This window comes from Duncaniella muricolitica, assembly GCF_910574735.1.
Taxonomy (GTDB): domain Bacteria; phylum Bacteroidota; class Bacteroidia; order Bacteroidales; family Muribaculaceae; genus Duncaniella; species Duncaniella muricolitica.
In genome coordinates, this window is sequence record NZ_CAJTCF010000038.1 from 21,805 (window position 1) to 36,796 (window position 14,992).

The window sequence follows — 14,992 nt, forward strand, 5'->3', positions numbered from 1 at the left end:
TGACACCCGACCTACACAATTTACAATCGCGGACGCAGGGCTCAACCCTGACGCCCGCGATTTTGTTTAACAAAAAACAACGGCCCTCGATATTATACAACGAACAATGCTCGAGACACATCCCTTTCCGCCCTACCTGCCCCCGTCGGCCAAAGTCCTCATCATGGGCACATTTCCGCCCCAGCCCCACCGCTGGGCCATGGAATTTTATTACCCCAACCGCACCAACGATTTCTGGCGCATCATCGGACTCCTTATCTACGGTGACAAAGATCACCTCTACGACACATCCACACGCACATTTCGACTTACGCTCATACGCGAGACCCTCGACCGTTGCGGCATAGCTCTCCATGACACCGGCCGCGAAGTAAGACGGCTCAAGGACAACGCCTCCGACAAATATCTCGAAATAGTCACCCCCGTACCCCTCTTTGAACTCCTCGGCGAGATACCCTCATGCCACACCATAGCCACCACCGGCGAGAAAGCTGCCGGAGTCATAGCCGACCTCACTTCCACCACGCCGCCGGCCATGGGCAAAAGCGTCCATGACACCGTCAACGGCCTCGACATCTGGCGCATGCCCTCCACTTCGCGCGCCTACCCCCTGCCCCTCGAGCAAAAAGCAGACTACTATGCCACACTGCTGCGCTCGGTCGCGATAATATAATACATAACCATTTACTCGCTCTATGTTACTATCAATACTGCTGCTCATACTCGGACTATGCCTCATACTTGCCGGGGCCAATTTCATGACCGACGGCTCGGTCGCCATCGCCAAACGGTTTGGAATGTCAGACTTCCTTATCGGCCTGACCATCGTGGCCATGATGACCAGCGCACCCGAACTCGTGGTATCCATAACCGGAGCCGTCAATGCCTCGCCCGAAATGGCCATAGGCAACATCGTGGGCTCAAACATATTCAACATACTCGTAATCATTGGCCTGACAGCCGTCATAAGCCCGATAATAGTCACACGCGGCATACTCGTCAACGAGATACCGCTCGTCATGCTGTCGTCAATCGTGCTCCTCATCATGGGCTGCGCGCCATGGCTTGACGGAGGCGCGATGACCGTGACACGCGTCGACGGATTACTGTTGCTCGTATTCTTTGCCATCTTCATGCGCTACACCATCGCCTCGGCTAAGAAGTCGCTCCAACCGCTCCCCGCCACCGCCGACAAGACCGAGACTGAGACAAAAAAATCCGGTCCACTGTGGCGCGCCATCCTCATCACCGTCGGCGGTCTCGGCTGTCTCATACTGGGCGGCAACTGGTTTGTCGACAGCGCGTCGGCCATAGCGCGCAGCCTCGGCTGGAGCGAAGGACTGATCGGACTCACCATCCTTGCCGCAGGCACTTCTCTCCCCGAGCTCGCCACCTCGCTCGTCGCCGCCACCAAAGGCCATTCCGACATGTGTCTCGGCAACGTCATCGGCTCCAACATCTTCAATATATTTCTCGTTCTTGGCTGCACCGCCACCGTCATGCCGCTCCCCTTCGGCTCCATAGGAGTCCTTGACCTCGCGGTGCTTGCAGTGGCAAGCCTTCTCTTCTGGCTGTTCGGATGGTTTTACCGCGAGCGCACCATCACCCGCGCCGAAGGAGCCGTGCTTATACTATGTTACATCGCCTACATCACATATCTCTACCTTAATCTTCCCGACTAAGCCATTCTATGCGGCCAGAATTTGTGCCGAAATTACAGTTTTACGCCTCATTTACACAAATTTTATTTCCAAAGGTGACACATTTAACGTAAAATTTGTGTAATTTTGCACATCCTTTTGTCTAAACCATTGAGCTGCCACATGCTTACATCCGCGGCTCGGAACAAAACAACACCGTTTCTTAATTAAAGCAATGGAAAACTTAATCACCATTTCGCCGTCACCCCACGCGCACACCCCTACCACTGTGACGCGGCTGATGCTTCATGTCATCATCGCCTTGATACCCGCAGTGCTCGTCGCGCTCTACTACTTCGGCATCGGTGCGGCCATTGTCATCGCCACCGCAATTGTGGGATGCGTAGCCGCCGAGTATCTAATCACACGCTACATGATGGGACGCAAGCCCGCCATCGGCAACCTCTCGGCCGTACTCACCGGACTGCTCCTGGCTCTCAACCTGCCCTCCAACATCCCCGTGTGGATGATTCTGATAGGCTGTGTCGTAGCCATCGGCATAGGCAAACTCACATTCGGAGGTCTCGGATGCAACATCTTCAACCCCGCACTCGTAGGCCGCGTGTTTCTGCTCCTTTCATTCCCCGTAGCCATGACCACATGGCCCGAACCACTCGTCAACCGCATGGCCTATACCGACGCCACCACCGGCGCGACCATCCTCGGCCAGCTCAAAATGGGTCTTGTGGAGCCCGCCGATATCAATCTGCTTGACGCCGCCATGGGCAACATCGGTGGCTCACTCGGCGAAGTCGGTGCCATAGCCCTGATACTCGGATTTATCTATCTGCTCTGCTTCCGCGTCATCACATGGCACATCCCCGTAGCCATCGTGGGCACCGTGGCACTCTTCTCGCTCTGCATAGGCGCGCCTGTCGGTGTCGAAATCCTCTCGGGCGGACTCCTGCTCGGCGCGATATTCATGGCCACCGACTATGTAACCTCGCCCATGAGCCGCTCGGGCATGCTCCTCTATGGAGTAATGATCGGCATCATCACACTCGTAATACGTCAATGGGGCGCATACCCCGAGGGTATGTCATTTGCCATCCTCATCATGAACGGAGTGACACCCATCATCAACCGATATATGAAACCACGTAAATTTGGCGAAGGGAGGGCTACAGCATGAAATCGACACTCGTAAACATGGTGCTCTCACTCGGCATCATCACAATCGTGGCCGCAGCCGCTCTGGCCGGCGTATACACTCTCACTGAGGAGCCCATCGCACAGGCCAAGGCCCAGAAGCAGAAGGACGCCATCGGGCAGGTGCTCCCCGGCATTGACTTCAACAACAATCCCGCCGATGAAGCCATACAGGTGACCGTCGACGGCGAGACTGTGACCCTCTTCCCCGCCCGCAAGGACGGCAAACTCATAGGCACCGCAGTCGAGAGCCATGACAACAACGGATTCTCGGGCCTCATCACAGTAATGTATGGCTTCAATCCCGAAGGCGATATCACCGGCTATGCCGTGATGCAGCACGCCGAAACCCCCGGCCTCGGCTCCAAGATGGATGAATGGTTCCGCGACTCCGCCCACTCAATCGTAGGCCTCAACGCCAACACTGCCAATCTCACCGTAAGCAAAGACGGCGGAGATGTCGACGCCATCACTGCCGCCACCATCTCGTCGCGAGCATTCCTGCGCGCGCTCACGCTCGCCAATCAAGCTCTCCATCAGTCCAACGCCCAGCAATAATCACTAAGCCATGAACGATAAACTTAAAATACTCTTCAACGGCATCATAGCCGAAAACCCCACTTTCGTGCTTATGCTGGGCATGTGTCCCACACTGGGTACCACCGGCAGCGCGATCAACGGCATGAGCATGGGACTTGCCACCATGGCAGTGCTCATATGCTCCAACGTGGTGATTTCGCTCATAAAGGACTTCGTGCCTTCTAAGGTGCGCATCCCCGCCTACATCGTGGTCATCGCAGCCTTCGTGTCGGTGCTTCAGCTCGTGATGGAAGCCTACTTGCCCTCGCTCTACGCCACTCTCGGCATCTTCATTCCCCTCATCGTGGTCAATTGTATAGTGCTCGGCCGCGCCGAGGCCTTCGCCTCGCGCCACGGAGTGTTTGACAGTTGTCTCGACGGCATAGGCATAGGTCTCGGCTTCACCGTAGCCCTCACCCTGCTCGGAGCGGTGCGCGAGTTTCTCGGCACAGGCAAGATATTTGACGCCACCATCTATCCCGAACAGTTCGGTTCGCTGGTATTCGTGCTCGCACCCGGCGCGTTCATCGCTCTGGGCCTGCTCATCGCACTCTTCACCAAGCTCCGCGAAGCCAAGTAAGCAGTCATAATCCACACTCTAAAAGACCAATCAGATGCTCGAATATATCTCCATCATCATCACGGCAATCTTTGTCAACAACATCGTCTTTGCCCAATTTCTCGGCATATGCCCCTTCATAGGCGTGTCGCGCAAGCTCTCGAGCGCAGTGGGCATGGGAGCCGCTGTGACATTCGTCATGGTCCTCGCCACAGCCATCACATGGCTGCTTCAGGCATTGGTGCTCACCCCCTTCGGCCTCGGCTTCATGCAGACAATAGTCTTCATTCTCGTCATCGCGGCACTCGTGCAGATGCTCGAGATTATCCTCAAGAAGATAGCCCCGGTGCTCTATAGCGCGCTCGGAGTGTTCCTGCCACTCATCACCACCAACTGCGCCGTGCTTGGCGTAGCCATCACCGTGGTGCAGAAAAACATGGACCTTGGCCAGAGCCTCGTCTATGCCGTAGCCACCGCCATCGGTTTCACCATGGCCATCTCAATCTTTGCCGGCATCCGCGAGCAGCTCGCCCTCGCCGACACTCCCAAAGCCATGCGTGGTGTGCCCATCGCCCTTATCTGCGCCGGCCTCCTGGCCATGGCATTCATGGGCTTCTCAGGCATCAAAATCGGCTAAACCAGCCAAGAGACTCTAAAGTCTCCCAAAGGATAGTAAAACGAAACAGGAGAACGGTAGTTTCAATCATTGACTACCGTTCTCCTGTTTCTTTATTTATCAACTGACTGTTATCAGCGGTCACTCCGCGTCAGTCGTTGTCGTTTCGGTCGTGCCGTCCTTGAGTGTTATCTTGATGAGGCCCTTGGGATATTGCTGATCAGTCTTGATAACATCGATCGACTGAATGCTCTTCGGATCCATGTTATCGATTCTATCGACCTTCTTTCCGTCCACAAGCACCGTCACACCTGAAGCAATAGCTTCGTTTACATTAATCGGCTGAGACCCCGCGCTACGGCTGACAGTACCTTTTTTGTTCGTCAGCTTGAATAAAATAGGCAGTGTATACCTCACAGCGACAGGCTCACCTCTCAATTTACCGGGGATAAAATCGGGCAGTTGCATTACCACCCTCTTGGCCTCCTCGTCAATCGACTCGCACACTCCGCGCACCACCGTCGGTGATGTCACCTTACCGTCCTTGTCGACCACAAACTGCATCACGACACGACCCTGCACACTGTCTCTATACGCGTCGGCCGGATAACGCACCGACTGTGCAATCAACTTCATCAATTCTGTCTGACCGCCGGGAAAGCTCGGAGGGGTCTCCACTACATCATAGACACGTCTGTCATCGTCCGACACCTTCCCACGCACCTCGTCCAACTCTGTTTTAGACTTCTGAGGCGTATTGTCGGCATACCCCACCACGACCATTTCACCAAGATTTCCGTCCGTGGCTTTGGCTTTCTCGGTCTCGGAGGCAGAAGTATTCTTTTGCACCACGACCTCCTTCTGCGGTTTGCGAGCCGGTTCGGGGTCAGAGTTCACTGCGGCCACAGACTCAACCTTATCGGCCGAGGGGACATACTGAGCAATGTCCACAGGCAACACTTGCGCGTCACCGCGATTTTCACTAATTTTGTCCTCACCAATCAGCAGGTCGGTGTCGGCCACCGAGTCAAACACTTCGGCCACAGCCGGAAGATTGGTCACTAACAATGCTCCGCCGAGCGCGGGCACTAACACGAGGGCGCGCAGACGGCGCGTCGTCGATGTCCGGGAATTGTACATCATAGTTATACGTTTTTTAAGTTTACTGTGATTCAGGCTGTTGGCAAGTGACGGGAATCTCGCGCCGACAGCCTTTTTTATTAATAACATCTGATATTGCTTGATATTCAGTCCCGAGCGCATCACTCCGGCATCGGCCTGATATTCATGCACAGCCTTGAGCTCCTCGCGCATGAGCCACGCAGCCGGATTATACCACTGCAATGCGGCTACAGTCTGGGCCATGAGCAGGTCTATCCAATGACAGAGCCTTACATGATTGCGCTCATGCTCAAAAATCATCTCGCCGGCCTCTTCATAGTCACGCCGCGACATCACGATGACACGCATCACGCTGAACGGGGCTATCCCCTCATCGTCGATAAGCACCACTCTACGGTCATTGACCATGACATACTCACCCTTGCGCACTATCATCACAAGCCTCGCCGCGACCATGAGCGTATGGGCCGTGACGACCAATATGCCGGCAAGATATATCCACAGGAGCACCTGCATGGCCACCGCTACTCCCTGCACTCCGGCCGGCTCGTCGACAACCGTCATCATCGGGATAAGCTCTCCCACCCCCACCGCTATTTCGGCCTGAGGCAGCGACACCTCGGCCCGGGACATCAGCAACGCCATGCGAAACGGCATCAGCAACGCCATGGCATAGATTATCCACAACACCAGGCGGTTAAACGAATGCTGACACTCCGACGCCAACACCCACTTGTAGGCAAGATAAAGCCCGACAAGCACCACCGAACTTTCTATCGAATAGGACATCAATGCTCCCATAACGCGATTTTTAAGGTATAGGACGGCCATTACCGCGACATTTTGCCGCAGCACCGTAACATATTATGAAAAATTTAATTTTAAAGCGTATCGATTACTTTTCCGCCTCCGGACAGTCCTTTTCCTCGACCATGCGGATTATCTCCTTAAGTTCGTCGACCGAAATCTTTTCTTCCTCGACAAGAGCTGAGACGGCACTCTTATACGAGTCATTGAAATAATTGGTTATCACCTGCTTGAGTGAACGCTCGCGCATTTCCTCCTGCTTGGTGACCGCATAGTAGCGATAGGTCGGGCCAAAGGTCTCATGAGCCACACGACCCTTCTCCTCAAGTATACGCACGAGAGTCGACACGGTGTTGAAATGTGGCTTGGGCTCGGGATAATAGGTAAGCATCTCGCGCACGAAAAGCGGGCCATGTTCCCAGAGCATTTTCATCACCATCATTTCTTTCTCTGTGAGAAGGGGATTGGGTTTTCTTCCTGCTTTCATATCATTATACTTGTTTAATGGATTGATTCCTTGTCTTACTTTGAATGTCTACCGCAAAGATATAACTAATATTTCAGTTATGCAAAACTAATTTTATATTTTTGCAGAAAAAAATCACTTTTTTCATTATCTTGTTCGCCCTGCCGACACACTCGTCGGCGCAATAAGACATATAGACCAATAATAGGGCTTTTTCACTCTAATTTATCCATCCTAAAAATAAACTTTTTATACGCAAAAAGGGTTAAATTTGCAGAGACTATCACGCATACATCAACTATTTATATCAGACCAACAATGAAATTGCGTTTCACAGTAATTTCCGTCATACTGTCAGCCGCCCTTCAGGGCATGTCACAGGAGCCGGGACCGGTAGTGGCCGAAGGGTCGACACTCACCCTCGCCCAATGTCGCGACCTCGCTCTCGGCAACAACAAAAACCTCCGCCGCGGGGCTGAGGAACTGCGCGCGGCAGGTTATCAGAAAAAGGAGGCTTTTGCAGCCTACCTCCCGTCCATCGACTTTGCCGGCGGATACATGTACAATCAGAAAGAGCTTTCGATGTTTGACTCCGACCAGTTGCTTCCTGTCAAGACTTTCAACATCGAGAAGCAGGGCTACGAGTTCAACGTCGTGAAAAACCCCATGACCGGCGAGCCCATAAAGGTAGGCGGTCAGTTTGTGCCCGAGCAGGTGGCCTATCTGCCCAAGGAAGCACTCACCTATGACATCCACAACGTATTTTTCGGAGCGGTGACCCTCACCCAGCCCATCTTCATGGGCGGAAAGATTGTGGCCATGAACAAGATTACAGGCTATGCCGAGGAGCTTGCCAAGAGCCGACTCGACTACTCTGTAACCGACGTAATCTATGCCGTCGACGCTGCCTATTGGCAAGTGGTGTCGCTCAAAGCCAAGCAACAGTTGGCCGAGAGCTACGTCAACCTGCTCGACACTCTGAGCCACAATGTGTCGCTCATGATCAAAGAGGGCGTAGCCACGCGCAGCGACCAGCTCACCGTCGATGTCAAACTCAACTCGGCCCGCGTCGACCTGACCAAAGTCAACAACGGCCTCGTGCTCTCACGCATGGCACTCGCCCAGGTGTGCGGCCTGCCGCTTGACACACGTTTCTCTCTGGCCGACGAGGATGCTCCCCGCATAACCACCCCCGCGGTCATAGCCGACGACACCCCCATCGACATGCAGGAAGTCTACAGTCGTCGTAACGACCTGCGCCAGCTCGAACTCGGCGTGAAGATCTACGAGCAGAAGGCCAAGGTGGTCCGCTCGGAGATGATGCCCAACCTTGCCCTCGTGGGTGCCTACTCGTTCTCCAACCCCAATCTCTACAACGGATTCAAAAACAAGTTCAACGGCCAGTTCTCCGTCGGAGCCATGCTCACCATACCCATCTGGCACTGGGGCGGCAATTACAACAAATATCGTGCCGCCAAGGCCCAGACCAACGCCATGCGCATGGAGCTTGACAACGCCAAGGAAATGATAGACCTCCAGGTGCGCCAGGCCACCTACAAGGCCGACGAGGCTCTCAAGACCCGCCGCATGACCGAGGTTAACCTCGCCAAAGCTGACGAAAACCTGCGTTGTGCCGACCTCGGGTTCCGTGACGGCGTGATGACCGTCGACAACGTGATGGAGGCTCAGACCGCATGGCTCAAGGCCCACAGCGAGAACATCGACGCAGCCATTGACGTATATCTCTGCGACGTGTATCTCTCCAAGGTGCTCGGCACTCTGCACTGATATATTCCATAGACTCAATTCATAACCAACCGACAACAATCAAGAACCCAATATGTCCAACACAGTATCACAAGAGCAGAAAGAAAACAAAGCCCTGCTCGTCGCTCTCGGCCTCGTGGTGGCTGCATGCATCGTGCTCGCCATCATAGGATTCGTATTTCTCGACAAGCCTGCCGACATTATCGAAGGTCAGGCCGACGCCACATCAATACGCATCTCGGGCAAGCTGCCCGGACGCGTGGCCGACATCTATGTCAGCGAAGGTGACATGGTAAAAGCCGGCGACACCCTCGTGCACATACACTCATCGCTCGCCGAGGCCCAGCTCATGAGGGCCGAGGGCATGGAGACCGTAGCCCGCACTCAGGACCGGAAGGTCGATGCCGGCACACGCGTACAGATTATCAACGCCGCTGCCGACCTCGTGACTCAGGCCGAGGCTGCCGTGACCATAACCAAAAAGACTTATGACCGACTGCAAAACCTCTTCAACGAAGGTGTAGTCTCCGAGCAGAAACGCGACGAGGCAAAAGCCGCCTATGATGCGGCCGTGGCCGGACGCGACGCCGCCCGCAGCCAGCTCGAGCTGGCCAAGGCCGGAGCTCAGAAAGAGGACAAGGAGAGCGCGGCAGCGATGGTCAATGTGGCCAAAGGCGGTGTGGCCGAAGTGCAGAGCCTCCTCGAAGACCAGTATCTCGTGGCACCATGCGACGGTCAGATTGACCAGATTTATCCCGAAGTGAGCGAGCTTGTGATGCTCGGCGCACCCATCATGAATCTCCTCAAGACCGACGACAAGTGGGTGACATTCAACGTGCGCGAAGACCTGCTCAACGACATGCCCCTCGGCGGTGAAATCGAAGTGATGATACCCGCACTCGACAAGAAGAAAGTAAAGGCCAAGATATACTACTCGCGCGACCTCGGCAGCTATGCCACATGGCAGGCCACCAAGTCGACCGGCCAGTGGGACAGCAAGACTTTTGAAATCAAGGCCCGTACACTCGAAGCCATACCCGAACTTCGTCCCGGCATGACTGTGGTCTACTTCAAGCCCTGACACCGGCCCGCTCTCTCCCACTCTCATATTAAATTATTACCCCTAAACCCTTAAGAGAACATGCTTCCCTCACTACGTCGCGGCATAATGACACTCTGCTCTCGCAGGATCTACATCTTCATGATGGTGATCGTGCCGCTGGGATGCGCATTTTTCTTTCTCAACCTCATGCACGAGGGATTGCCGCTCAAGGTGCCCGTCGCGATGGTCGACATGGACCACTCCACTCTCTCGCGCCGCATAGGCCGCTCGCTCAACGCAAGCGAGCTCATCGACATCTCGGTCGACTGCGAGAGCTTCCACTCGGCCATCGACAAAGTGAGGGGCGGAGAGATATTCGGATTCTTCTACATCCCCACCGATTTTCAGGAGAAGGCCCTCAGCGGCCGCACCCCCACCCTCTCCTTCTACTCCAACATGACCATCTTCGTGCCGGGCACACTATCGTTCAAAGGTTTCAAGACGATAGCGGTCACCACTTCGGGCGGCATCGTGCAGACCACTCTCACCAGCGCGGGTGTCGATGACAACACCGTGGGCTCGCTCATCACTCCGCTCAAGACCGACATCCACCCGATAGGCAATCCCTGGACCAACTATTCCATCTATCTCTCCCAGTCGTTTCTGGCCGGAGTCATGGCTCTGCTCGTGATGCTCGTCACATCATTCAGCATATGTCAGGAGCTCAAGCAAGGCACCTCCCCCGAGTGGCTTGCCACAGCCAAAGGCAGCATGCCGCTCGCGCTCGCAGGCAAGCTCCTCCCACAGAGTGTGGTGTTCATATCGGTGGGTGTGGCCATACAGTCCATAATGTTTCAATATCTCCACTTCCCGCTCAACTGCTCTCCATGGCATATGATACTGGCCATGATACTGCTGGTGCTTTCCTGCCAGGCCTTCTCACTGGTGATAGTCGAGATTGTCCCCAACCTGCGCCTCTCCCTGAGCATATGCAGCCTCATCGGCATCCTGTGCTTCTCGGTGGCAGGCTTCTCCTTTCCGGTCGAAAAAATGTATGGCTCAATAGGCATATTTGCCTACCTCATGCCCATACGTTACTATTTCCTCATCTACATCGACCAGGCTCTCAACGGACTCCCGCTCTACTACTCGCGCTATTATTATATAGTCATGCTCGCGATGCTGTTTGTGCCGGTGCTGGGACTCAGACGTCTGCGCGCCCGCTGCCTCAACCCGGTATATATTCCTTAACATTACATTCTTATGAAATGGTTTAAAAGTCTGTTCAGGGTATGGCGAAGGGAGACATGGCTGGTATTTACCGACATCGGAGTAATGCTCTTCTTTTTCGGACTGCCGCTGGCCTATCCCATAGTCTACACCCTCATATATAACCCCGAAGTCGTCACGGAAATACCCACCGTGATTGTCGACAACTCGCGCACCGCCGAAAGCCGCGATCTGGCCCGCACCCTCGATGCGACCCAGGCCATCGACATCAAAGGCTACGCCGCCAACATGGCCGAAGCCCGTCGCGCATGGGCCGAGAAAGAGTGTTACGGCATCATAGAGATTCCGGCCGACTATGCCAAGCGGCTCGGACAGGGCGGCTCGGCCACCATATCGTTTTACAACGACATGTCGCTGCTCATACGCTACCGTCAGTATCTCTTCGCGCTGACCGGCGTGCAGATGCACGAGGTCTCCGAGATTACAGCCGAACGCGTGGCCACTCGCGGAGGCATCCTGGCCACACGCGTCACAGGACTCCCGGTCGACACCGCCTCGGAATGTCTCGGCGACCCCACCCAGGGCTTCGCATCGTTCATCATGCCCGGCATAGTGGTGCTGATACTCCAGCAGAGCATGCTCCTCGGCATCACTATGATCGCAGGCACAGCCGCCGACCGCCGACGCCGCAACCGCGGACGCGACCCCTATGCCTACGACGCCTCCCCGCTGGCCGTTGTGCTCGGCAAGAGTCTCTGTTATCTGATGCTCTATATCCCCGTGAGCTACTACATACTCCACATCGTGCCCGAGATGTTCGCCCTGCCCCACGTAGGCGACGTGGTCGACTATATGCCATTTGTCTTCGCCATGCTCGTGGCCACGACTTTTCTCGGACAGACACTTCAGGTATTTGTGCGCGAACGCGAGACTTCGCTGCTCGTCATCGTCTACACCTCGGTGGTATTTCTCTTCCTCTCGGGTCTGACATGGCCGCGCTACGCCTTCAATAAATTCTGGCTTATGGTCTCCGACCTCATCCCGGCCACATGGGGCGTCGAAGGCTTCATACGCATCAACTCCAACGCCGCCACCATCTCCGACGTGAGCCGCTATTACTGGAGCTTGTGGGCTCTCACCGCTCTCTACTTCCTTCTGGCCCTCGCCCTCCGCGCCTACGTCTCCCGCCGGCCCGACCAACAGTCCGTGCCTGTCGCTCATAATAACTGAACGCGATAGCGAATATTCACCGGATATTCACTATCTTTGCGGGTGAATAATGGATACCGATTTCGACATACACAACAAGGCCAACCCCGACAAGGAATTTGAACGGGCATTGCGTCCGTCATACTTCGACTCGTTCAACGGCCAGGAAAAGATAGTAGAAAACCTCAAAGTATTCGTCCAGGCCGCCCGCATGCGTGGCGAGGCTCTGGACCATCTGCTGCTGTTCGGACCTCCGGGACTCGGCAAGACCACACTCGCCGGCATCATTGCCAACGAACTCGGCGTAAACCTCAAGGTCACCTCAGGCCCCGTGCTCGACAAGCCTGGCGACCTGGCAGGCATACTCACCTCGCTCGAAGACAACGACGTGCTCTTCATCGACGAGATACACCGTCTGAGCCGCGTGGTGGAGGAATATCTCTACTCGGCCATGGAGGACTATCGCATCGACATAATGATCGACAAGGGCCCCGGAGCACGTTCCGTACAGTTGTCACTCTCACCCTTCACTCTCGTCGGAGCCACCACCCGCTCGGGCATGCTCACAGCCCCGATGCGCGCACGCTTCGGCATCAACTGCCATCTTGAATATTACAGCCACGAAGTGCTCGAACGCATCATCGCCCGCTCGGCCGCACTGCTGAAAGTGCGCATCACAGCCGAAGCGGCCCACGAAATAGCGATGCGTTCGCGAGGCACACCGCGTATAGCCAACTCTCTGTTGCGGCGAGTACGCGACTTCGCCCAGGTCAAAGGCTCGGGCGACATCGACCCCGAGATAGCGCGCTTTGCCCTCGAGGCTCTCAACATCGACCGTTACGGACTCGACGAGATGGACCACAAACTGCTGCTCACGATGATCAACAAGTTTGACGGCGGCCCCGTCGGGCTCTCCACCATCGCCACCGCCATAGGCGAGGAGCAGGACACCATCGAGGAGGTCTACGAACCATTCCTCATAATGGAAGGCTTTCTCCGCCGCACACCACGCGGTCGCGAGGTGACATCGCTTGCATATAACCATCTTCGCATCAACCCACCCTCACATCAAGCCAGCCTATGGCCGGAATAAAATCGCTCGCAAAAGACACTGCCATCTACGGTCTCAGCAGCATCATCGGACGCTTCCTCAACTGGTGTCTCGTGCCGCTCTACACCCAGATGTTTCCCGCGTCGGAATACGGAGTGGTCACCTACGTCTACGCAGCCGTAGCCCTCGCCCTCATAATACTCACCTATGGCATGGAGACGGGATTTTTCCGCTTCGCCAACCACGAACGCTACTCCGACCCCATGGAGGTCTACTCCACCGGTCTCATCTCGCTTGGAGTCAGCTCCACAGCCTTTGTGGCACTTATGCTGGCCTTCATCGGTCCGGTCTCGGCCGCCCTTCACGCCCCCGCCCATCACGACTACATCGTCATGATGGTCATCACCGTCGCGCTCGACGCCTTCACGGCCCTGCCGTTCAGCTATCTGCGCTACGCCAAGCGTCCCATACGTTTTGCCTCGCTCCGTCTGATCAACATCGCGGCCAACATAGGGCTCAACCTGTTTTTCATACTCCTCTGCCCCTGGCTCTGGGACAATGCCCCGGGATGGATAGCATGGTTCTATGACCCAGACTTCGGCATAGGCTACATATTCCTGGCCAATCTCATATCCTCGGCCCTCAACCTCCTGCTGCTCCTGCCCGAGCTCCACGGTTTCCGCTGGCGGTTCAACCCCGCGCTGTGGCGCGAGATGATAGCCTACTCCGCCCCGCTCCTCGTGCTCGGAGTGGCCGGTATCATGAACCAGACTCTCGGCACTCTGCTCATGCCCATGCTTTACACCGACAAGACCCAAGCCATAGCCGACGTCGGCATCTACGGAGCCAACTACAAGATAGCCATCGTGATGGTGATGTTCATCCAGGCCTTCCGCTTTGCCTACGAACCCTTCATCTTCGCGCGAGCCAAAGAGCAGGGCGAAGACCGCCTGCAAAGCTATCGCGACGCCATGCGGTGGTTTCTGATATTCGCCATGGTGATATTCATCGGAGTGATGTACTACATGGACATCCTGCGCCACTTCATAGCATCGTCCTATTTCAGCGGACTCAGGATAGTACCCATACTCATGATAGCCGAATTGTTTTTCGGCATATTCTTCAACCTCTCGCTGTGGTACAAGCTCACCGACCGCACCGTCTGGGGCATGTGGCTATCGCTTCTCGGGCTCGCCGTCACTGTCGGGCTCAACATACTGCTCGTGCCCCGTTACGGCTACATAGGCTGCGCCTGGGCCGCTCTCGGTTGTTACGGCGTCATGATGGTGGCAAGCTACATAGCCGGACGCATACACTACCCCATAGGCTACAATGTGCCACGACTGCTGTTTTACTTCATCGCCGGCATCGCATTCTGGATGGTAGGTGACATCATAGCCATTGAGTCACACCCTTGGCTCACCATGCTCATCCGCACACCGCTCCTGCTGCTCTACATCCTCATGGTATTGCGCATCGAGCGCGTCACCCTCCGGAGTCTCTTACCGAATAAAAAGTAATAAGTTTAGAAAGTTAAGACAGGAGTACAGGAGTATAAATAACGTGAGTTCGATATAAGAGTTCAGTTATCCAATAATAAAACAATCAGCCATTTAGCATAAAACTAAATGGCTGATTTTCTTGGTATTCTCGCGAAAAATTCGTAAATTTATAGTGTCCAATTATAACATTTAC

At 55.1% G+C, this 14,992-nt stretch carries 14 protein-coding genes; 12 read left to right on the plus strand and 2 right to left on the minus strand.

Annotated elements, in window-relative coordinates; genetic code table 11:
* Nucleotides 1–106 precede the first annotated feature (106 nt).
* From QGT73_RS09665 to QGT73_RS09690, 6 genes are all read left to right on the plus strand, one after another.
* Complete coding sequence (locus QGT73_RS09665; protein WP_123617755.1) at nt 107–673, plus strand: uracil-DNA glycosylase family protein; 567 nt, start codon at nt 107–109, stop codon at nt 671–673.
* A gap of 22 nt (nt 674–695) precedes the next feature.
* On the plus strand, nt 696–1,682 hold the full coding sequence (locus QGT73_RS09670) for a calcium/sodium antiporter (RefSeq protein ID WP_280122310.1): 987 nt from the start codon (nt 696–698) through the stop codon (nt 1,680–1,682).
* Nucleotides 1,683–1,875: 193 nt separating this feature from the next.
* Nucleotides 1,876–2,832, plus strand: a complete 957-nt coding sequence (locus tag QGT73_RS09675; RefSeq protein ID WP_280122311.1) for an RnfABCDGE type electron transport complex subunit D — start codon at nt 1,876–1,878, stop codon at nt 2,830–2,832.
* Complete coding sequence (locus QGT73_RS09680; protein ID WP_280122312.1) at nt 2,829–3,407, plus strand: RnfABCDGE type electron transport complex subunit G; 579 nt, start codon at nt 2,829–2,831, stop codon at nt 3,405–3,407. Before QGT73_RS09675 ends, QGT73_RS09680 begins: the two co-directional genes overlap by 4 nt.
* A 10-nt stretch (nt 3,408–3,417) precedes the next feature.
* Complete coding sequence (locus tag QGT73_RS09685) at nt 3,418–4,008, plus strand: RnfABCDGE type electron transport complex subunit E (protein WP_280122313.1); 591 nt, start codon at nt 3,418–3,420, stop codon at nt 4,006–4,008.
* Between the two features lie 34 nt (nt 4,009–4,042).
* The gene (locus QGT73_RS09690; protein WP_123617750.1) at nt 4,043–4,624 is read left to right on the plus strand and encodes an electron transport complex protein RnfA; all 582 of its coding nucleotides are present in this window, start codon (nt 4,043–4,045) and stop codon (nt 4,622–4,624) included.
* A gap of 120 nt (nt 4,625–4,744) precedes the next feature.
* Here QGT73_RS09690 and QGT73_RS09695 read toward each other — a convergent pair whose 3' ends face one another.
* Both QGT73_RS09695 and QGT73_RS09700 read right to left on the minus strand, forming a co-directional pair.
* Nucleotides 4,745–6,526, minus strand: coding sequence for a TonB family protein (locus QGT73_RS09695; RefSeq protein WP_280122314.1), 1,782 nt, complete (start codon nt 6,524–6,526; stop codon nt 4,745–4,747).
* A 94-nt stretch (nt 6,527–6,620) separates the two neighbouring features.
* Entirely contained in the window at nt 6,621–7,019 is a 399-nt protein-coding gene (locus QGT73_RS09700) for a BlaI/MecI/CopY family transcriptional regulator (protein ID WP_123617748.1), read from the minus strand.
* Nucleotides 7,020–7,316: 297 nt separating this feature from the next.
* On the opposite strand from QGT73_RS09700, the gene QGT73_RS09705 reads away from it, so the two are divergent.
* Genes QGT73_RS09705 through QGT73_RS09730 form a run of 6 tightly spaced genes read left to right on the plus strand, consistent with a single transcriptional unit; the run spans nt 7,317 to nt 14,817 of the window.
* The gene (locus tag QGT73_RS09705) at nt 7,317–8,786 is read left to right on the plus strand and encodes a TolC family protein (RefSeq protein ID WP_280122315.1); all 1,470 of its coding nucleotides are present in this window, start codon (nt 7,317–7,319) and stop codon (nt 8,784–8,786) included.
* A 52-nt stretch (nt 8,787–8,838) separates the two neighbouring features.
* Entirely contained in the window at nt 8,839–9,846 is a 1,008-nt protein-coding gene (locus QGT73_RS09710; RefSeq protein ID WP_123617746.1) for an HlyD family secretion protein, read from the plus strand.
* A gap of 60 nt (nt 9,847–9,906) precedes the next feature.
* Entirely contained in the window at nt 9,907–11,058 is a 1,152-nt protein-coding gene (locus tag QGT73_RS09715) for an ABC transporter permease (protein WP_280122316.1), read from the plus strand.
* Between the two features lie 12 nt (nt 11,059–11,070).
* Nucleotides 11,071–12,267, plus strand: a complete 1,197-nt coding sequence (locus QGT73_RS09720; protein WP_280122317.1) for an ABC transporter permease — start codon at nt 11,071–11,073, stop codon at nt 12,265–12,267.
* Nucleotides 12,268–12,316: 49 nt separating this feature from the next.
* Nucleotides 12,317–13,339 carry a Holliday junction branch migration DNA helicase RuvB gene (gene ruvB / locus QGT73_RS09725; protein ID WP_123617743.1) on the plus strand — a complete coding sequence of 341 codons (1,023 nt, stop codon included), beginning with the start codon at nt 12,317–12,319 and terminating at the stop codon, nt 13,337–13,339.
* The gene (locus QGT73_RS09730; protein WP_280122318.1) at nt 13,327–14,817 is read left to right on the plus strand and encodes a lipopolysaccharide biosynthesis protein; all 1,491 of its coding nucleotides are present in this window, start codon (nt 13,327–13,329) and stop codon (nt 14,815–14,817) included. Before ruvB ends, QGT73_RS09730 begins: the two co-directional genes overlap by 13 nt.
* Nucleotides 14,818–14,992 lie beyond the last annotated feature (175 nt).